Here is a 17,476-nt window from a genome sequence, read left to right as displayed (position 1 = left end):
GTTCGTTTCCCTCTCTAACATTTTACCTGCACTTGGCATTCCGGGGTCCCCCTGCCTGGCGGACGCCCTCTCCCCATATGGTTGCTGCCAGCACTCCGGTCCACCCTGCCCCGCGAAGGACAGCGATGCCCGCCAACACGTCCGGCCCCCCCGCGAAGAAGAAGGGCCGCCGCGCACGACTCCTCGTGATCGTCGTCGTACTGCTCCTCGTGTCGGGCATCGGCTACGGGTCGTACTGGACCGTCAGTACGATCCGTGCCTCCTACCCGCAGACCACCGGGACGCTCCAGCTCAAGGGGCTGTCCGGGCCGGTCCAGGTGGACCGGGACGCCCAGGGCGTCCCGCAGGTCTACGCGGACTCCACCGCGGACCTCTTCCGCGCCCAGGGATACGTACAAGCGCAGGACCGCTTCTACGAGATGGACGTGCGCCGCCATCTGACCGCGGGCCGCCTCGCCGAGATGTTCGGCTCCAGCCAGGTGGACAACGACGCGTTCATCCGCACCCTCGGCTGGCGGCGGGTCGCCCAGCAGGAGTGGGACACCCAGCTGTCCGCCTCCACCAAGGCGAACCTGCAGGCCTACACGGACGGCGTCAACGCCTATCTGTCCGGCCACCACGGCGCCGCCCTGTCGGTGGAGTACGCGGCGCTGGACATCACCAGCGACTACAAGCCCGAGGCGTGGACCCCGGTCGACTCGGTCGCCTGGCTCAAGGCGATGGCCTGGGACCTGCGCGGCAACATGCAGAACGAGATCGACCGCGCCCTGATGACCAGCCGCCTCACCGCGGCGCAGATCGAGCAGCTCTACCCGGAGTACCCGTACGGCCGCAACCAGCCCATCGTCGACGGCGGTACCGTCACAGGAGGCGGCAAGGACTTCGTGCCCGAGGGCGGCACCTCCACCCCCTCGACGCCCGGAACCAACTACGCGACCGGCCAACTCGCCTCGCTCGCCCACACCGTGGACAACCTGCCCGCCCTGCTCGGACCGCCGGGCAACGGCATCGGCTCCAACTCCTGGGTGGTCTCCGGCAGGTACACGACCACCGGCAAGCCGCTGCTCGCCAACGACCCGCACCTCGCGCCGCAACTCCCGTCGCTGTACTACCAGATGGGCCTGCACTGCCGCACGGTGAGCGCCGGATGCCCGTACGACGTCACCGGCTACACCTTTGCCGGAATGCCCGGCGTGGTCATCGGACACAACCAGAACATCGCCTGGGGCATGACCAACCTGGGCGCCGACGTGACCGATCTGTACCTGGAGAAGGTCACCGGCGACAGCTACCTGTACGACGGCAGGCAGGTCCAGTTCACCACCCGCCAGGAGACCCTCAAGGTCGCGGGCGGCAGCAGCCGCACGATCACCGTGCGGGAGACCAACGACGGGATGCCGCTCGTCTCCGACGTCAGCGACGAGATGGCCACCGTCGGCCAGCAGGCACCGGTCAGCGATCCGGCGCCGGACCGGCGCGGCGGCTACGGGGTCGCCCTGCGCTGGACCGCGCTCACCCCCGGCAAGACCATGGACGCGGTCTTCGAGCTCGACCGGGCGGCCGACTTCAACCAGTTCCGGGCAGCCGCGCGGGACTTCGCCGTGCCGTCGCAGAACCTGATCTACGCCGACACCAAGGGCCATATCGGCTACCAGGCGCCCGGCCAGATCCCGATCCGGAACAAGGGCTTCGACGGCCGCTATCCCGCCCCCGGCTGGGACCCCGCCGCCCGCTGGACCGGATACATCCCGCAGTCCGCCATGCCGTGGGAGTACGACCCCAAGCGCGGCTACATCGTCACCGCCAACCAGGCCGTCACCGGCAAGGGCTACCCGTACCTGATCACCGGCGACTGGGGCTACGGCACCCGCAGCCAGCGCATCAACGACCTGATCCAGTCCAAACTGGCGGGCGGCGGCAAGATCTCCATGGACGACATGCAGTCCATGCAGATGGACAACAGCAGCGAGATCGCCAAGCTGATGGTGCCGTACCTGCTGAAGATCAACATCTCGGACCCGTACGTCCGCCAGGCCCAGCAGCTGCTGGAGGGCTGGGACTTCAGCCAGGACTCCGACTCGGCCGCCGCCGCGTACTTCAACGCGGTGTGGCGCAACACCCTCAAGCTCGCCTTCGGCAACAAGCTGCCCAAGGAACTGCGGCCCAAGGGCCAGTGCCTGCGGGTGGCCCCGGTCGATCAGTCGGCCCCGGCCAACAACCTGGGCGGCGGTAGGCAGCTGGTCACCGAATGCGGTCAGCGCGACCCGTCGCAGGCGCAGCCGGACGGCGGCGACCGGTGGTTCGAGGTGGTCCGCAAGATCCTCCCGGACGCCAACAACTCCTGGTGGAACGTCTCCACCACCAGCAGCAAGCCGGCCACCAACCGCGACCAGCTGCTCGCCCAGGCGATGAAGGACGCCCGCTTCGAGCTGACCTCCAAGCTCGGCAAGGACATCGACACCTGGAGCTGGGGCCGGCTGCACAAGATGGAGCTGCGCAACCAGACGCTGGGCAGCGGCGACAGCCCCGCCCTGCTCAAGTGGCTGCTCAACCGCGGTCCGTGGCAGCTCAGCGGCGGCGCGGCGGCGGTCGACGCCAGCGGCTGGAACGCGGCCGCCGGTTATGACGTGGTCTGGGTCCCGGCGATGCGGATGATCGTCAACCTCTACGACTTCGACAAGTCCCGGTGGATAAACCTCACCGGCGCCTCGGGCCACGCCTACAGCGCGCACTACTCGGACCAGACGAACACGTGGGTCAACGGACAGCTGCTGCCCTGGTCCTACACCAGCGGGGCGGTCGACAAGTCGACCAAGGACAAGCTGACCCTCACGCCCTAGCCGAAGCGCCGGACGCCGTCCGGAGTGATCACCGCGTGCACGGGGTGGTCGTGCGGTTCCCTCGGGACCCGGGCGACCACCTCGGCCGCGTAGAGCAGCACCACCAGCGCCGGGTACGCTCCGGCCCGCGCCAGCCGGGCCAGCACCCGGTCGTACGACCCGCCGCCGCGGCCCAGCCGCACCCCGTCCACGTCCACCGCCAGGCCCGGGAGCAGCACGGTGTCCGCGGCCAGCACCGCGTCGCGCCCCAGACGGGGGCCGTCCGGCTCCAGCAGGCCGCGCCCGGCCCGGACCAGCGAGTCCGGGCCCTCGTAAACGGCCCAGTCGAGATCGTTGTCCGGTCGCAGCACCGGCAGCAGCACCCGGACGCCGCGCCCGCGCAGGACGTCGAGCAGCTCGCGGGTGCCGGGCTCGCCGCCCACCGACACATAGGCGGCGACCGTGCCCGCCGCCGCCAACTCCGGTAGCTCAAGCGCCCGCTCGGCAAGCGCGCGGGCCGCCGCCGACCGCTCCTGGACGGTCATGGCGCGGCGTGCGCGCAGCAGCTCGGCGCGCAGTGTGCCCTTGCCGCCGCCGTCCCGCCCGGTACCGGTCATTGCATCCCCTGGAGATCACTGTCCGCGATTCACACGCGGATCACATTTCTATGTCACGCATAGCGGTTATCGTGCGGAACATGACTCACGCACGCGCTCGGATCAGCAAGGCTGTCATCCCCGCGGCGGGGCTCGGCACCCGGTTCCTGCCGGCGACCAAGGCCACGCCCAAGGAGATGCTGCCGGTCGTGGACAAGCCCGCGATCCAGTACGTCGTCGAAGAGGCCGTGGCCGCCGGGCTCTCGGACGTGCTGATGGTCACCGGCCGCAACAAGCGGCCGCTGGAGGACCATTTCGACCGCAATTACGAGCTTGAGGAGGCCCTCAGGCGCAAGGGCGACGAATCCCGGCTGGCCAAGGTCCAGGAGTCCAGCGATCTGGCCACCATGCACTATGTGCGCCAGGGCGATCCCAAGGGCCTCGGCCACGCCGTCCTGTGCGCCGAGCCGCATGTGGCGCGGCAGCCCTTCGCCGTGCTCCTCGGTGACGACCTGATCGACCCGCGCGATCCCCTGCTGACCCGCATGATCGAGGTCCAGGAGCGGTTCGGCGGCAGCGTGGTCGCGCTCATGGAGGTCGACCCGGCCCAGATCCACCTCTACGGCTGCGCCGCGGTCAAACCCCTCGACGAGGAGGGCGTGGTCCGGGTCACCGACCTGGTGGAGAAGCCGACCACTGCCGAGGCGCCCTCCTCGTACGCCGTCATCGGCCGGTACGTCCTCGACGCGACCGTCTTCGAGGTGCTCAAGCAGACCCCGCCCGGGCGCGCGGGCGAGATCCAGCTCACCGACGCGCTGCGCGAACTCGCCCTGGACGGGACGCCGGGCGGCCCGGTGCACGGCGTGCTGTTCTCCGGGCGGCGCTACGACACCGGCGACCGCGGCGACTATCTTCGGGCGATCGTGCGACTGGCATGCGAACGTGATGACCTGGGGCCGGAGTTCCGGGCCTGGCTTCGCCATTACGTCACGGAGGAAATGCAAACGTGAGCAGTCCGGAGAGGTCCGCCGAGCACCCCGCTTCCGGGCGGGGGCCGGCGGACGGGGGCGGGGCGGACCGTCTGTGGTCGGTGGACGACCACCTTGACGACATCCTGCGGCAGCTGACCCCGCTGGAACCCATCGAGCTGCAACTCCTCGACGCCCAGGGGTGCGTACTGGTCGAGGACGTCACGGTCCCGGTGGCGCTGCCGCCGTTCGACAACAGCTCGATGGACGGCTACGCGGTCCGGGTGGCCGATGTCGCGGACGCCGGCGAGGACGCCGCGGCGGTCCTGAAGGTGATCGGCGATGTGGCGGCGGGCGACGCCGAGCTGCCCTCGGTCGGTCCCGGGCAGGCCGCGCGCATCATGACCGGCGCGCCGCTGCCGCCGGGTGCGCAGGCCGTCGTCCCGGTCGAGTGGACCGACGCGGGTCTCGGTGCGGGCCCGGCCAGCACCATGCGGGCGCACAGCGCGCACCCGGCGGGCGCCAGTGGCGAGGTGCGGATCTACCGGCCGGTCGAACCCGGTGCCCATGTCCGCGCCCGGGGCAGCGATGTCCCGGCGGGCGAACTCGCCCTCGCCGCCGGCACCCGGCTCGGGCCGCCGCAGATCGCGCTGCTGGCCGCGATCGGACGGGGCCAGGTGAAGGTCAGACCGCGTCCGCGGGTCGTCGTGCTGTCCACGGGCAGTGAACTCGTCGCGCCCGGCGAGGAGTTGGGACCGGGCCGCATCCACGACTCCAACAGCTACGCGCTGGCCGCCGCCGCGCGGGAGGCGGGTGCCATCGCCTACCGGGTCGGCGCGGTCGCGGACGACGCCGAGACGCTCCGCGCCACCATCGAGGACCAGCTGGTCCGCGCGGACATCATCGTCACCAGCGGCGGTGTGAGCGTCGGCGCGTACGACGTGGTCAAGGAGACCCTGTCGGAGCTGGCGGGCGAGCAGCACGTGGAGTTCCGCAAACTCGCCATGCAGCCCGGCAAACCGCAGGGCTTCGGCCTGATCGGCGAGGACCGCACCCCGCTGCTCGCCCTGCCCGGGAACCCGGTGAGTTCGTACGTCTCCTTCGAGCTGTTCGTACGGCCGGTCATCCGCGCGCTGATGGGCCTTGAGCCGGTGCGCCGTGAGACGGTCACCGCGCGCTGTGCCGCGGCGATCACCGGATCGCCCAAGGGCAGACGGCAGTTCCTGCGCGGCTGGTACGAGAACGGCACGGTGACCCCGGTCGGCGGATCCGGCTCGCACCTGGTCAAGGCGCTCGCCCACGCCAACGCGCTGATCGTGGTGGCCGAGGACAGCACGCGGATCGCGCAGGGCGCGGACGTGGACGTGATCCTGCTCGGTTGACCGCCGGAGCCTGCCGGTACGGTTGCTGCCACTAGGCAGTAGGACTGGACCGGCAGAGCACTGGACCGGGAGAACCATGAGCAGCCCCCCTGACCACCAAGGTCACCTGACGCACCTCGACGAGGCCGGTGCGGCCCGCATGGTCGACGTGAGCGGCAAGGACGTGACCGCGCGCAGCGCCCGGGCGACCGGGCGGGTGCTGGTCTCCGCCCGTGTCGTGGAACTGCTGCGCGGTGCGGGCGTGCCGAAGGGCGACGCCCTGGCCACCGCCCGGATCGCCGGGATCATGGGCGCCAAGCGCACGCCGGAGCTGATCCCGCTGTGCCATCCGCTCGCCGTCTCGGGCGTGCGGGTCGATCTCGCGGTAGCGGACGACGCGGTCGAGATCTCGGCCACGGTGAAGACCACCGACCGCACGGGCGTCGAGATGGAGGCGCTGACCGCGGTGAGCGTCGCCGCGCTCACCGTCGTCGACATGGTCAAGGCCGTGGACAAGGCCGCGGTCATCACCGATGTGAGGGTGGAGACCAAGACGGGCGGCAAGTCCGGCGACTGGTCCCGCCCGTCGGACTCGGCCGGGAACCCGGCCGGGGATTCCGCCCGCAACGAGGACCCGTCGTGAGCGGCCACGAGGGCCCTTCCGGCGGGGCGGCGGGGCGGCAGCCCTTCCGTGCGCTCGCCGTGACCGCCTCCAACCGTGCTTCCGCCGGGGTCTACGAGGACCGCGGCGGGCCGTTGATCGTCGCCGCCCTGACGGACCTCGGGTTCGAGGTGGACGGACCGCGGGTGGTGCCGGACGGCGATCCGGTCGAGCAGGCGCTGCGCGCGGCGGTCGCCGCCTCGTACGACGTGGTCGTCACCACCGGCGGCACCGGCCTGTCACCCACCGACCGCACGCCCGAGGTCACCCGCCGGGTCATCGAGTACGAGATCCCCGGTATCGCGGAGGCGATCCGAGCGGCGGGGCGCGAGAAGGTCCCCACCGCGGTGCTCTCGCGTGGCCTGGCCGGTGTCGCGGGAGGCACTCTGGTGGTGAACCTGCCCGGGTCGACGGGCGGCGTACGCGACGGCCTGGCCGTCCTCGCTCCGCTCCTGGCCCACGCCGTCGACCAGATCCGCGGCGGCGACCACCCCCGTACCGACCGGAGACCGAGCTGAACGGACCCTGGGTCACCGAACTGGTGGACGGCGATGTGACGCTCCGCCCGATAAGGATGCGCGACCAGCGCGCCTGGCGTGAGGTCAACCGCCGCAACCGCGACTGGCTGCGCCCCTGGGAGGCCACCATGCCGCCCGCGCCGCCCGGTCATATCGCCCACCGGCCCACGTACCGGCAGATGGTGCGCCATCTGCGTTCGGAGGCGCACGCCGGGCGGATGCTGCCGTTCGTCGTCGAGTACCAGGGGCGCCTGGTCGGGCAGTTGACGATCGCGGGCATCACCTGGGGGTCGATGTGCTCGGCGCACATCGGCTACTGGGTGGATGAGGCGGTGGCCGGGCGCGGTGTCATTCCAACCGCCGTCGCGCTCGCCGTCGACCACTGTTTCCGCTCCGTGGGGTTGCACCGCATCGAGGTGTGCATCCGCCCGGAGAACGGGCCGAGCCGCCGAGTGGTGGAAAAGCTCGGCTTCCGGGAAGAAGGCCTGCGGCCGCGTTATCTGCACATCGACGGGGCGTGGCGCGACCATCTGGTCTACGCGCTCACCGCCGATGAGGTGCCCGAGGGCATGTTGGTCCGCTGGCACCGGGCGCGTCCCGGAGCACCTCACAAATAAAATACCTGTTCGAAATTGGCCGCTGAATGACCGTATTCGTCGCTGAACCAACCCAACAATCACAAAAAAAGTTCGGCATATCAGCCAGATCGTGCGACACACCGCGCCGAATTGCTGTTGGGTCGTCGCTGGGGCCCCTACCGTGTTGGGCGTGAGCAGCAGCGGCCTCATCTACGCAGCCATTGTCGGGGCCTGGGCTGCCTACTTGGTGCCGATGTGGCTCCGTAGGCAGGACGAGCTGAACGAGGCGCGTCCGACGGAACGCTTCAGCACCGCCATCCGGCTGCTGTCCGGACGCGCGGGCATGGAGCGCCGGTACGCCAAGGCACGCGAGGGCGGCGATCCCAGGGCCGAGGGCCCCGCCCCGGAACCCGCACCCGATACGGCCGACCGGCCGGTGGACGTGCGGTCCCTGGCGCTACCCGCCACCGAGGTGCAACCGGTCGAGCTCACCGCTGAGCGCGGCGGACACCCCGGGCACGCCGAGCCGCAGCAGGCCGCGTCGGCCCAGCGGGCACGGCTGGCGTCGAACGGCCGGGCCAAGGTCCTGGCCCGTCGCCGTCGCACCACCATCGTTCTCTTCCTGGCGTTCACGGCGGGCGCGATCGGCGCCGCCGTGGGCGGTCTCGAGTACCTGTGGGCCCCGGCAGCGCCCGGAGTACTGCTCACGCTCTACATCGCGCACCTGCGCAGGGCGGAGCGCCGCCGGTTCGAGTTCACCATGGACCAGCGACGCGCGGCCGAGGCGGCCCGACGGCTGAGGGAGCGCCCGCGCGAGCGGCCCCGCCTTGAGTCGGCGGGGGCGGCGGCTTCGGAGCCCGCCGCCCCGGAGCCTTCACCGTGTACCGCCGACCGCCGTGCGCTGGTCGAGCAGACGGACCACGCCGAGTGGGTCGACCAGCAGCACGACCAGGCCACCGCCGACGACGGATGGGAGCCGGTCCCGGTGCCGCTGCCGACGTACGTCACGGCCCCGGTCGCCCCCCGCAGCACCGGCAGCGTCGACCTCGGCGCCCCTGACACCTGGAGCTCCGCCCGCTCCGGCACCGCAGCCGACCCCGACCACCCGCGCCCCCAACCCCGCCGTCCCCGCGACCGCGATCGCACCCCGCTCTTCGACCAGTACGCCCCCGGCGCCCCTGGGGACCACACCGGCCTGGACCGCCCCCGCGCCGCCAACGAGTGACCAGCACGTCCGCGCCCGCCCCCCACCTCAGCGGAACCAGGGGCGGGCGCGAGCACCCGCGGGGGGATGCTAAAGTTTTCCTCGTTGCAAGGGCCTGTGGCGCAGTCCGGTAGCGCACCTCGTTCGCATCGAGGGGGTCAGGGGTTCGAATCCCCTCAGGTCCACAACAGGGCCGTTCTTGAGTTAGCTCAAGAAGGGTTCACGAAATCCCGTCTGATCGTTTCGATCGGACGGGATTTCGTTGTTTCTGGGGTCCGTTCGATGCCTGTTCGGGGCGGCGATGGCGGCGTGTTGGGGCTGGATGCGCGCGGGGCTGCCGTTTTCGTGTCGTGCGGGCATGGTGACCGGCCCCGGGAGCCCGGGGCTGAGTTCGTTGCTGTGTGGCTGTGGTTCGGTCCGGCTACTCGGTGACTGGCGGTGGTCGGCCGGTGGTTTCCGGCGGGTCGTCCTTTGTTGGGCTTGGTACGGACTCGAACTCGGCATCGGCGTCAAACGCGTTGTCGCGGAGCGGGGCTCCCGTGCGTTGGTCGAGCCAGGTCTCCAGGATGTCCAGGTTCCCGATGGTGACCATGATGGCGATCAGGAGGGTCTGGGTGACCTGGCCGGGGGCGGGCCGGTGTTTCGGGTTCCCGATGTCGATATTGCCGTTCTTGAGGCGGCCGTTGATGCCCTCGTTGTGGGAGCGGATGGGCTTGTAGGTGCGGTCCCAGGCGGCTCCGAGGTAGTGGGTGTCCTGCCGGAATTTCGCGGTCTTGAGGTCACCGGCGGCGTCGGCGGGGACGCTGATGGCGGATTTTCCGCAGACCTCGGGCAGTTCGTCCTTGGGTGGTGGGTCGGCCCATTCGGTGTCTGGCAGTTGGACCGTGGGCCGTGCGGCGGGATGGCTGGCGCGGGCCCGGGCATCGGCCAGTGTGATAACGGTTGGGGGCGGTCCGCCATGGCGCGGCCGGTTGGGGCGGAGTCGGTCCCGGCGGGCGCAGTTCACCGATGGCGACGGCCCGGTGGCCGGACACTGCAGGCGGACGGTGCCGCGGGCGTCGGCGCCTTCCTTGAGCTTCAGGAAGTGGGGCTGCCGTTGCGCGATCGCTTCCTTCAACTCATCGCTGCGCAGGCGTACGGTTTTGTCGTCCGCGTCCCGGGTGGCGGTGGCCAGGGCGATGGGCATGTGGGGGCAGGCCAGAGAGCCGTCGACCAGCAACGCGCCCTTCCAACTGCCCTGGATGCCGCGGTCTTCGACCTTGTAGTCCAGGGCCAGCTGGTAGCCGAGACGGCGGATGGGGATCTGGAAGTTTGCCGGGGCGCACCCCGTGTATGCGCGGTCGGCTGCGCAGGTACCCACGGGTGTTTGGAGTTCGGCGAGTTGGGTCAGCACGGTGATCGCGTTGGGGCCGGTTCGGAAGCCGGGGGTGTCCAGCACCAGGCCGAGACACAGTTGTGGATAGGGCGTCGGCTGCTTCGGCTTCTCCTCGTTACTGTGCCGGCGGGCGTGGGCAGCGACCAGGAGGGTGGCGCTGTAGCCGAAGATGCCTTCGTCGGCCCCGCCACTGAAGTGCCAGCCTGCGGTGATCTCGACCGAGGCGGTGCCGGAGCGTTCGCTGTCAGGGTCGGCCAGGACCGGGATGGAGGTCGTGTCCACGCCCACATCACCGCGCCAGCGGTGCAAGTACCCACGTTGCTTGGCGAGTTGGACCGGAACGAGAACGAGCTGGTTGGCCATCTGCTGCAGGCGGGCCCTGGCCTGGCGTCCGGTGGGCTCTTCCCAGAGCGCCGCGAAGGCGTCGGCGTCCGCTTGGGGCAGTCGGCGGCGCCGGTCACAGCGGGCCGGGTCCAACGCGGTGGTGATGCGGTTCATCCCCCGGTAGAGACGGCGGCTGGCCGCGATGCGCTCGCGGGCAGTGGCAGGGCGGTCCTGGGGAATGTTCAGCCAGGCGCGAGCCGCGGGCTGCAGGCGGAAGTGCAGGATCCGCCATGCGTCGGCGATGGTGGCCCGGTTGGTGTAATAGGCGGCCAGCATCAGCCCGGCCAGTACCGTGCGTGGCCGCACTCCGGGCGGTCCGGGGCGGCCCTTGAGTATCTCCTCCAGTTGCTGGGGCAGACCAGAGCGGTCCAGGATCGCCAGCAGCTGCCCGACTTTGGAGTCGGGAATATCCGTCAGTCTGCCCGGGCGCAGTTGGGGCCGCAGCAGCAGCGCGGCCGCCTGATCGGCCGCGGGCCGGGCCATCACCGGCGGTGCCCACGCAGCAGCCGGACCACCTCTCCTCCCGGTAGTGGAGGGACCCAACGGTGGTAGGGGGCCAGGCCGGCCGGGGAGGTCATCCCCGCAGCGGACGCGATCACGACCGGGCTGATGCCCTCGGCCAGCAGCCGCACGATCCACGTCGACCGCAGCCGACGGGCCGACAGCGGCGGAAGACCGGCGTGCGGCCGGTGGCGAGCCGGCCAGGAGGAGATGAGGTTCTTCGCTGCGGCCGTCTTCCGGCCGGGCCGGAACACAAAGCCCGCCCCGGCGGCCTCACTCAGCTCCGCCAGCACCGCCTCCCACCCGGCATGGCAGGCCACCAGCCGCCCAAGCATGATCTCGTCCAGCACGGCGACACCCGACGGGGTGATGCGGATGTGGCTGCCCCTCACTCGGGCGACTTCGCCGGGGGCCAGGCCGCATCCGGCCCCGAGCGCCATCAGCGCCAGCCCGTCCAGCCGGGCCCGGCCCGGCAGATGCCCCGCCCAGGCCCGCAGGCGGGACAACTCCCTGTCTTCATAGGGGGGTTGGGGGTTGCGAGGGGAGGACAGCCGGACGGGCGGTGCCTCGCCGCGCTCCACCCACACCAGCGCCTCCCGCACTCTTCGCAGCCGGCACCGGTAGGTCTGCACGGAGCCGTCCTCTCCCGTGCAACCGGACAGCACGAACGCATCGATCGTCTCGCTCCGCATCCACACCCCCGGATCCCGCGGCAGCCCGCGCCCGTCCGCCCAGACCGCGAGGCGCCCCACGGCGTGCAGCAGGCGTGTCGCCTCGTAGCGGGTGGCCGGTGCAGCTGCCGCCACCGTCGCCCGCACCTGGTCCGCGACCGCCGTCCACCGCTCTGGGGGAAGGCGGGGACGGTAGTCGCGGATGCGGCGGGAGACCTCCGGACTCAACGTCACGGACCAATCCCAGCGGCTGGTCAAGCAGCCAGTGAAGGGGTCGAAGCCGATCTTCACGGAAAGGAGTGCATCGACATGGTGGGAGGTTTTGCCCGCAGGAGGCCGCCGCGCGAGCTTGCCCGCGATCCGGAAACCTGGCCCGACGGAATCATCGGCGACGAGGCCGCCGCCGTCATCCAGGACATTGCCCGCGCCCTCGCCGCGGCCCTTCAAGAGCAGGGACGGAGCCTGCGGCAGGCTGCCACCGGGTCCGGCGTCAACCGGCAGGCCATCGCCGATCTCCTCGCCGGACAGTGCTGGCCCGATGTCGCCACCGTCGCCCGCCTCGAGCACTTCCTTGCTGTGCCTCTGTACCCCGCCAACGGAGGAATGCCTCGTACGCATGGAAAAAGGCCCTTCCGTCCCCAAGCCTCACCGGCGCGGGAGACGACAAAATAGGCCACGCGCCCCCGAGGCGAGCACGGTTGCTCTAGCCTCGAGAGCAGCGTGAGCCACTACCAAGGGGTCCACGTCATGGCTTCGCAAGAGGGTGCCACCTCAACGGAGCCGGTTCCCTCCCCCGTTCGGGGGAGGGAACACCTCAAAAGGTCCCTGCCGTTAGGCGGCTCCCTTCACGTGCCGACCGTCGGCGGCGGCGATCACGAACACCCCGGGCTCGGGTTCGACAGCTTTGCCCTGTGTGACATGCCGCTTGCAGGTCTTCCGGGTCGTCTCGATCGCCGCCGACCCCTGCTTTCCGGAAACGGGCCTTCCGATGGCTTCCGTAATCTCCTTCACCCGCAACGGTCGCCCCGCAGTGGCCAGCACATGCAGCACCTGCTGTCCCAGCTGCCGGTTCCGCGGCGCGGCAGCCGACGGCAGCCGAGTTCCAGCAGGCCCCGCCGTCCCGCTCTCATCTGCAACCGGTTCCTCCGCGTTGGCGTTCGCGTTATCGGGCTGGTTGCCAGGGGCATCAGGTCCGGCTTCCGCACCGGTCGTGATCTCTTCCAAGGCGGCCGTCAGATGGTCACGGGTGGCAGCGGCCTTGGACAACTCGGCATCCACCTGAGCCAGTTGTTTCTCCAGCTCTGACCGCTGCTGCTGCAGCCGTGCGGCCTTGTCGGCGTAGAAGTCCACAGCCGTGCGCAGCCCCTCGGCTGCAGCCGCCTCACCGGACATCATGAGCCCTCCCCGAACCGCCAGCATGTCGGCCCAACGCCAGACATCGTAGGGAAAGCCAGCCGCACCAGACAGTCAAATGGCCAACCCTGTCTGGCAGTTCAGGAACACGTGCCAGACAACAGCACCCAGACTCAGGAGCAGGCAGCCAGCTGCCGCCTTCAGGCTCTACTTCTAGTCCAGCGAAAGTGCAGGTCAACCCCACTCGTGAACGCCCCGAGGAAGGGCTACCGCAGGGCGACTTCCAGGCTGGGGCGATGGGCTGACACCCAGCGATACGCCGCGCGGACCTCATCGACCGCGCCCTGGTCACGCAGACGGATCATGGCCAGCTCGCCGCTGGCGGCGGCTGTCTCGATACCTCGCCAACAACGGTCCTGCCACCACAAGATCGTGTCCACGATCCGCTCCCGCTCGACCAGGCCGTAGGCATCGCAGATCAACCGGGTCCGTCGCGCGGCATCCGACAGGTCTGTCACACGCGGGCCAAGATCCAGATACTGCCAGCACACATGAGCGACATCGTGGATACGGTCACCCGGGGCCGCAAGGTCCCAGTCGATGAAGGCCAACGGCTGCCATCCGACGCCATCGGTGGCATAGACGGTGTTCTTCGGCGACAGATCGTTGTGGCAGACGACCTCGCGCGGTCCAGCCAGCGACGACCCACATGACAGGTCATGGAACTCGCGGACAAGTCGCGCCACACGAACCAGATTGTCGTCCGAACACGCTTCGAGCCGTTGGTCAGCCCTCCAGGCCACGTACCCATCGATGTAGTTGAAGACCTCGCGTCCCTCCTCGTCCAAGCCGAGGAACCGCGGTGCTCCGGCCCAACCACACTGTTCGAAGAACTTCAATAGTTCACGGACGAAGGGGGCACGCGGCGACGCAGGGCGGCGGACGGTCGCACCGACACGGACAACCTGATTGATGAAGCCACCGGGCAGAGATGACTCGTGCATGTCGCCACCCTGCCAGGACAGACCACCGGTCATACACAGTCCCGCCGCCCTGCTGGGAAACGATCACCCGGCAGGTGGGAAACGATCTCCAAGGTTCTTCTTTGCCCCAGGTCAGACCCACTCAAGAACGCCCCACAACAAAGAACTGTTCTCGGGTTCGCCCGGGAGTAGTTCACGGGATCCCGTCCGATCGCTCTGATCGGGCGGGATTTTTCGTGGCCTGGATTCGGCCGGGGGCAGCCGTCAATCACCTTTCGCGGGTGGGCTGCTGGCCGGTTCCTGCGGCTTCGTGGGCGCCGCGCGTCAGGCGGCGGGGGCTGACTCCCGGTACCAACTGGCATGTGGCGGGAAGCGGTTGGGGAAGCCGGGGCCCGGTGCGCGGCGCAGGGCGTGCCACAGGGGGGCGCTGCTGAACCAGTGGTCGACGGCGACCATGTCGAGGTCGTGGGTGGTCCTGCCCTGGGCCAGCAGATGCGCGCGGGCGTCTCCGTAGCGGCGGTCGGCGGTGGGCCAGGGGAGGCCGTAGACGTCGCTGAGTGCGCGGAGCAGATCCGCGACGCGGACCGGGTGCGGGTGGCTGGCGTGGTAGACGGACGCCGTGAGGTCCTCGCGGGGGGCAAGGGCGGTGGCGAGCACGGCCTGGGCCAGGTCGTCCACGTCGATCAGGGAGAGCTGGGAGCGCCAGCCGTCGACGGTGCTGCCGAGGGCGACCATCAGGCTCCGCAGCCGGGGGGCCACCCAGCGGTCTCCCGCGCCGTACACCATGTGCGGGCGCAGGACGATGCCGTCCGCCGCGAGGACCGCCTCCTCGGCGGCGGCGCGGCTGCGCGAGGTGGCCGAAGCCGGAGCCACGGCGAGGTCCTCGGGCCGGTCGCCGCGGAACGGGCCGCGCCCGTACACGGCCGCGGTGCTGACGTAGACGATCCGGCGCACCCCCGCTCTGCGAGCCTCGGCGGTAAGCGCCTCGGTGCCAAGGGCGTTGACGGCCTGGCAGATCTCGGTGGGGCCGCCGATCTGCGAAGCGCAGTGCACCAGCACGTCGACGCCCGCGCACACGCCGCGTAGCGACAGCGGATCCGCCAGATCGCCGGGGACCGTTTCGACAAGCGGGGAGGCGGGCGGGAGCAGCGCCTTTCGGTGGGTCATCAGGCGCAACCCCCGGTCGGGGAGAAGCCGGGCGGCATGCTGGACGACCCGGCCGCCGATAAAGCCGGTGGCGCCGGTGATCATGATGGTGCCGGGCATGGTTCCCCGATCTCCCTGTCTGGGCCTGGAAGTTCCGTCGATTCCGGCCGGGCTCGACCGGGCGGAATTCCCTTTTCCTGGACTTTGCGGTTGTCAACCCCTGTGCCGAGGTTGGCTGAATTCAGTCCAGTGGACGGGTGGTGACCGTGCAGGTGAAGACGGTCTGGTCGCTCTGAGTTCCGGTGATCTGGACCGGGGTGTTCCCGTCCGCACCGCGTTGTCCGACCTCTGCGTCGATCCGGCATGGCGTGTCGAATTCTGCGTAGTGGGCGAAACTGCTGGCCATTCCGAGTGCTTGGACCGGCACCGGGTGCATTGCCGCCTGCGCGGCCTGCCGTGCTGCCTCCAGAAGCAGCATTCCCGGTACGTGGTCGACCGGGTGGTCGAAGAAGAGCGGATGTGATGTGTCCGCCCTGAGCAGCCAGCTGTGTGCCGGGTCGCCGGGACCGGCCGCCGCGTCGGCCAGTACGACGTCGCGCGGATCCCTGCGGCCCACCAGGGCGGGGTCGATGGCGGGCGGCGGGGTGATGTCGCTGGTGAACGGCCGGTCGCCACGTATGCGCCGGTAGACGGACGGGGACAGGGTCTTGTAGGCCGCGCTGGCGACGGCGACCCGGATCTGACCGACCCAGACATGGACCCGGTACAGCATCGAGACCACCTGCTTGCCGCGCCGTGTGATGTCATGGCAGGTGATGTGCAACTCGACCTCACTCGGCACCGGCTCCGCGGTGAGGGCGTCGCGCACGGAGGTGTACGCCAGGTCCGACATGAGGAAGTGATGGCCGAGCGGAACGCCGTACTCGGTGTGGGCAAGGAGCGTGCCACCCTGGCGAATCGTTTCCGCGATCAACAGCGGATCCTGCTGGCCGAACCGCGGGGCGAAGACCGCATGGCCACGCGGCCACTGGCCCCGCACAATGAATCCGTCAGGATCGCCGGTTTCCCAGCCGGTGAGGAAGACTTCACTTATGGCCGCCCGATGCACGTACTGCCGCGGCACGGTCGTGGTGAGCTTGGCTATTTCGTGTGCCGGGGGTGATTGCGGGGGAGTGGCGAGTGTGACAGCCGAACGGGAAAGCGGTATGCGCGGTGCGGTGACACTCGACGACTGCATGGAAGATACCTGTCTCTGCGAGGGCAGTGGACAAATGGCGCGGCCGCTGATCCGCCGCTGCTCTCACGGATCGGCGACGGACGCTCCGGATAAGGTACAGACAAGCCGGTTTGGTTTTCAAAGGGCTCAGGAGATGAAATGGCGCAGCAGGCGCGGGCGGTGAAGACCCGGCGCACGATCCTGGAGGCGGCCGCCGCGGTTTTCGACGAGTATGGCTACGAGGGAGCCAGCACTACCGAGATCCTCGCCAGGAGCGGGCTGACCAGGGGTGCGCTGTACTTCCACTTCCCTTCCAAGGAAGCCATCGCCGATGCCGTGGTGGACGCTCAGTCCGAGGCGCTGGTGCCGCCGGAGAACGAAGTGAAGTTGCAGGCCACCATCGATCTGGCGATGGCGTTCGCACACCGGCTTCGCGTCGATGTCGTCCTGCGCGCGGGGGTGCGGCTCAGCGTCGAGCAGGCCTCCTACAAGAACCCCAACGTCGCCCCGTACCAGGGCGCGGCCGATGTCATCCTCGATCTGCTGCGGCAGGCGCAGCAGCGCGGCGAACTGCTGGTCAGCGTCGACCCCGAAGAGGTGTCGCAGCTCATCATCGGCGCGTTCACCGGTATCCAACTGCTGTCCCAGGTCTACGGGCAGCGGCGGGACCTGCCGCTCAGGGTGGCCGCACTGTGGAAGTACCTGCTGCCCGCGCTGGCGATTCCGGGACTGCTGCCGCATCTGGTCGTGGACCCGCAGCGGGTCATCACCATCGGGCCCCCGGCTGCGGAAACGATCGTGGAGAAGGCCGATCCGCGGCCGGAGCCGGGCGCTGCGGCCGACCCGGCGGGAGGCTCCGGGGGACTCGCCGCCGGCGGCGTACCGGGCCGGGCCCCCGGCAGCCGCTCGATCGGTGACGAGCTGCGGACTTCGCTGACCGAGGCGCTGCCTCAGCTCTGACCGCAGGTCGTCATTCGGCCAACGTCGCCCCCCGCCGGTTGACGTACCTGCTCTCAGCTTGACGTTTATCCTCGGCGGGCTTGGTGTTCCTTGATGGTCTCGGCGCGTTTGACGGTCTTGCCGACGTCGTGGCGCTTGGCGCGGTGTCTGTTCTTCGAACCGGGCGGCCGTCCCGGGCCGGG

At 70.0% G+C, this 17,476-nt stretch carries 16 protein-coding genes and 1 tRNA gene; 10 read left to right on the top strand and 7 right to left on the bottom strand.

The window, feature by feature from the left end:
- Positions 1-125: 125 nt before the first annotated feature.
- Positions 126-2,840: a penicillin acylase family protein gene (locus P2L57_RS33700; protein ID WP_275821145.1), complete on the top strand. Its 2,715-nt coding sequence runs from the start codon at positions 126-128 to the stop codon at positions 2,838-2,840.
- Here P2L57_RS33700 and P2L57_RS33695 read toward each other — a convergent pair.
- Entirely contained in the window at positions 2,837-3,436 is a 600-nt protein-coding gene (locus P2L57_RS33695) for a 5-formyltetrahydrofolate cyclo-ligase (protein ID WP_275821143.1), read from the bottom strand. The genes P2L57_RS33700 and P2L57_RS33695 overlap by 4 nt on opposite strands.
- 80 nt (positions 3,437-3,516) lie before the next feature.
- On the opposite strand from P2L57_RS33695, the gene galU reads away from it, so the two are divergent.
- The 7 genes from galU to P2L57_RS33660 all read left to right on the top strand — a co-directional run bounded on the left by galU (position 3,517) and on the right by P2L57_RS33660 (position 8,890).
- On the top strand, positions 3,517-4,425 hold the full coding sequence (gene galU / locus P2L57_RS33690) for a UTP--glucose-1-phosphate uridylyltransferase GalU (RefSeq protein WP_275821141.1): 909 nt from the start codon (positions 3,517-3,519) through the stop codon (positions 4,423-4,425).
- Positions 4,426-4,496: 71 nt separating this feature from the next.
- Entirely contained in the window at positions 4,497-5,765 is a 1,269-nt protein-coding gene (glp, locus tag P2L57_RS33685) for a molybdotransferase-like divisome protein Glp (RefSeq protein WP_275821209.1), read from the top strand.
- A gap of 76 nt (positions 5,766-5,841) precedes the next feature.
- Positions 5,842-6,387 (top strand): cyclic pyranopterin monophosphate synthase MoaC, encoded by a 546-nt coding sequence (gene moaC, locus P2L57_RS33680; RefSeq protein WP_275821139.1) that lies wholly within the window; start codon positions 5,842-5,844, stop codon positions 6,385-6,387.
- On the top strand, positions 6,384-6,923 hold the full coding sequence (locus tag P2L57_RS33675; RefSeq protein ID WP_275821137.1) for a MogA/MoaB family molybdenum cofactor biosynthesis protein: 540 nt from the start codon (positions 6,384-6,386) through the stop codon (positions 6,921-6,923). The genes moaC and P2L57_RS33675 overlap by 4 nt, the downstream gene beginning before the upstream one ends.
- Positions 6,924-6,979: 56 nt before the next feature.
- Complete coding sequence (locus P2L57_RS33670; protein ID WP_372516037.1) at positions 6,980-7,540, top strand: GNAT family N-acetyltransferase; 561 nt, start codon at positions 6,980-6,982, stop codon at positions 7,538-7,540.
- A 151-nt stretch (positions 7,541-7,691) separates the two neighbouring features.
- Entirely contained in the window at positions 7,692-8,726 is a 1,035-nt protein-coding gene (gene sepX / locus P2L57_RS33665; protein WP_275821133.1) for a divisome protein SepX/GlpR, read from the top strand.
- 90 nt (positions 8,727-8,816) lie between these two features.
- Positions 8,817-8,890, top strand: a tRNA-Ala gene (locus P2L57_RS33660).
- Positions 8,891-9,126: 236 nt separating this feature from the next.
- Here the strand turns inward: P2L57_RS33660 and P2L57_RS33655 are convergent.
- Both P2L57_RS33655 and P2L57_RS40440 read right to left on the bottom strand, forming a co-directional pair.
- Positions 9,127-10,947 carry a hypothetical protein gene (locus P2L57_RS33655; RefSeq protein WP_275821131.1) on the bottom strand — a complete coding sequence of 607 codons (1,821 nt, stop codon included), beginning with the start codon at positions 10,945-10,947 and terminating at the stop codon, positions 9,127-9,129.
- Positions 10,947-11,315, bottom strand: coding sequence for a site-specific integrase (locus P2L57_RS40440; RefSeq protein ID WP_308292544.1), 369 nt, complete (start codon positions 11,313-11,315; stop codon positions 10,947-10,949). The genes P2L57_RS33655 and P2L57_RS40440 overlap by 1 nt, the downstream gene beginning before the upstream one ends.
- Here P2L57_RS40440 and P2L57_RS40435 point away from each other — a divergent pair.
- Positions 11,274-12,308 (top strand): helix-turn-helix domain-containing protein, encoded by a 1,035-nt coding sequence (locus P2L57_RS40435; RefSeq protein WP_308292543.1) that lies wholly within the window; start codon positions 11,274-11,276, stop codon positions 12,306-12,308. The genes P2L57_RS40440 and P2L57_RS40435 overlap by 42 nt on opposite strands.
- Before the next feature lie 159 nt (positions 12,309-12,467).
- Here P2L57_RS40435 and P2L57_RS33640 read toward each other — a convergent pair whose 3' ends face one another.
- The 4 genes from P2L57_RS33640 to P2L57_RS33625 all read right to left on the bottom strand — a co-directional run bounded on the left by P2L57_RS33640 (position 12,468) and on the right by P2L57_RS33625 (position 16,355).
- Complete coding sequence (locus tag P2L57_RS33640) at positions 12,468-13,031, bottom strand: hypothetical protein (protein ID WP_275821125.1); 564 nt, start codon at positions 13,029-13,031, stop codon at positions 12,468-12,470.
- Positions 13,032-13,255: 224 nt separating this feature from the next.
- Positions 13,256-13,993 carry a phosphotransferase gene (locus P2L57_RS33635; RefSeq protein WP_275821123.1) on the bottom strand — a complete coding sequence of 246 codons (738 nt, stop codon included), beginning with the start codon at positions 13,991-13,993 and terminating at the stop codon, positions 13,256-13,258.
- Between the two features lie 303 nt (positions 13,994-14,296).
- On the bottom strand, positions 14,297-15,238 hold the full coding sequence (locus P2L57_RS33630) for an NAD-dependent epimerase/dehydratase family protein (protein WP_275821121.1): 942 nt from the start codon (positions 15,236-15,238) through the stop codon (positions 14,297-14,299).
- A 121-nt stretch (positions 15,239-15,359) separates the two neighbouring features.
- Complete coding sequence (locus tag P2L57_RS33625; RefSeq protein ID WP_275821119.1) at positions 15,360-16,355, bottom strand: ScbA/BarX family gamma-butyrolactone biosynthesis protein; 996 nt, start codon at positions 16,353-16,355, stop codon at positions 15,360-15,362.
- 138 nt (positions 16,356-16,493) lie between these two features.
- On the opposite strand from P2L57_RS33625, the gene P2L57_RS33620 reads away from it, so the two are divergent.
- Positions 16,494-17,294: a ScbR family autoregulator-binding transcription factor gene (locus P2L57_RS33620; protein WP_275821117.1), complete on the top strand. Its 801-nt coding sequence runs from the start codon at positions 16,494-16,496 to the stop codon at positions 17,292-17,294.
- Positions 17,295-17,476 lie beyond the last annotated feature (182 nt).

The organism is Streptantibioticus ferralitis (assembly GCF_029223525.1).
GTDB lineage: Bacteria > Actinomycetota > Actinomycetes > Streptomycetales > Streptomycetaceae > Streptantibioticus_A > Streptantibioticus_A ferralitis.
This window is presented reverse-complemented; position numbering and strand designations above follow the sequence as displayed.

Bases quoted from the DNA above. Each gene is read 5' to 3' on its own strand.
- P2L57_RS33655 (WP_275821131.1), bottom strand. From the start codon at position 10,947: ATGGCCCGGCCCGCGGCCGATCAGGCGGCCGCGCTGCTGCTGCGGCCC.
- P2L57_RS33700 (WP_275821145.1), top strand. From the start codon at position 126: ATGCCCGCCAACACGTCCGGCCCCCCCGCGAAGAAGAAGGGCCGCCGC.
- P2L57_RS33670 (WP_372516037.1), top strand. From the start codon at position 6,980: ATGCGCGACCAGCGCGCCTGGCGTGAGGTCAACCGCCGCAACCGCGAC.
- P2L57_RS33695 (WP_275821143.1), bottom strand. From the start codon at position 3,436: ATGACCGGTACCGGGCGGGACGGCGGCGGCAAGGGCACACTGCGCGCC.
- P2L57_RS33625 (WP_275821119.1), bottom strand. From the start codon at position 16,355: ATGCAGTCGTCGAGTGTCACCGCACCGCGCATACCGCTTTCCCGTTCG.
- P2L57_RS33640 (WP_275821125.1), bottom strand. From the start codon at position 13,031: ATGATGTCCGGTGAGGCGGCTGCAGCCGAGGGGCTGCGCACGGCTGTG.
- moaC (WP_275821139.1), top strand. From the start codon at position 5,842: ATGAGCAGCCCCCCTGACCACCAAGGTCACCTGACGCACCTCGACGAG.
- P2L57_RS33630 (WP_275821121.1), bottom strand. From the start codon at position 15,238: ATGCCCGGCACCATCATGATCACCGGCGCCACCGGCTTTATCGGCGGC.
- P2L57_RS33635 (WP_275821123.1), bottom strand. From the start codon at position 13,993: ATGCACGAGTCATCTCTGCCCGGTGGCTTCATCAATCAGGTTGTCCGT.
- P2L57_RS40435 (WP_308292543.1), top strand. From the start codon at position 11,274: ATGGCAGGCCACCAGCCGCCCAAGCATGATCTCGTCCAGCACGGCGAC.
- galU (WP_275821141.1), top strand. From the start codon at position 3,517: ATGACTCACGCACGCGCTCGGATCAGCAAGGCTGTCATCCCCGCGGCG.
- P2L57_RS33620 (WP_275821117.1), top strand. From the start codon at position 16,494: ATGGCGCAGCAGGCGCGGGCGGTGAAGACCCGGCGCACGATCCTGGAG.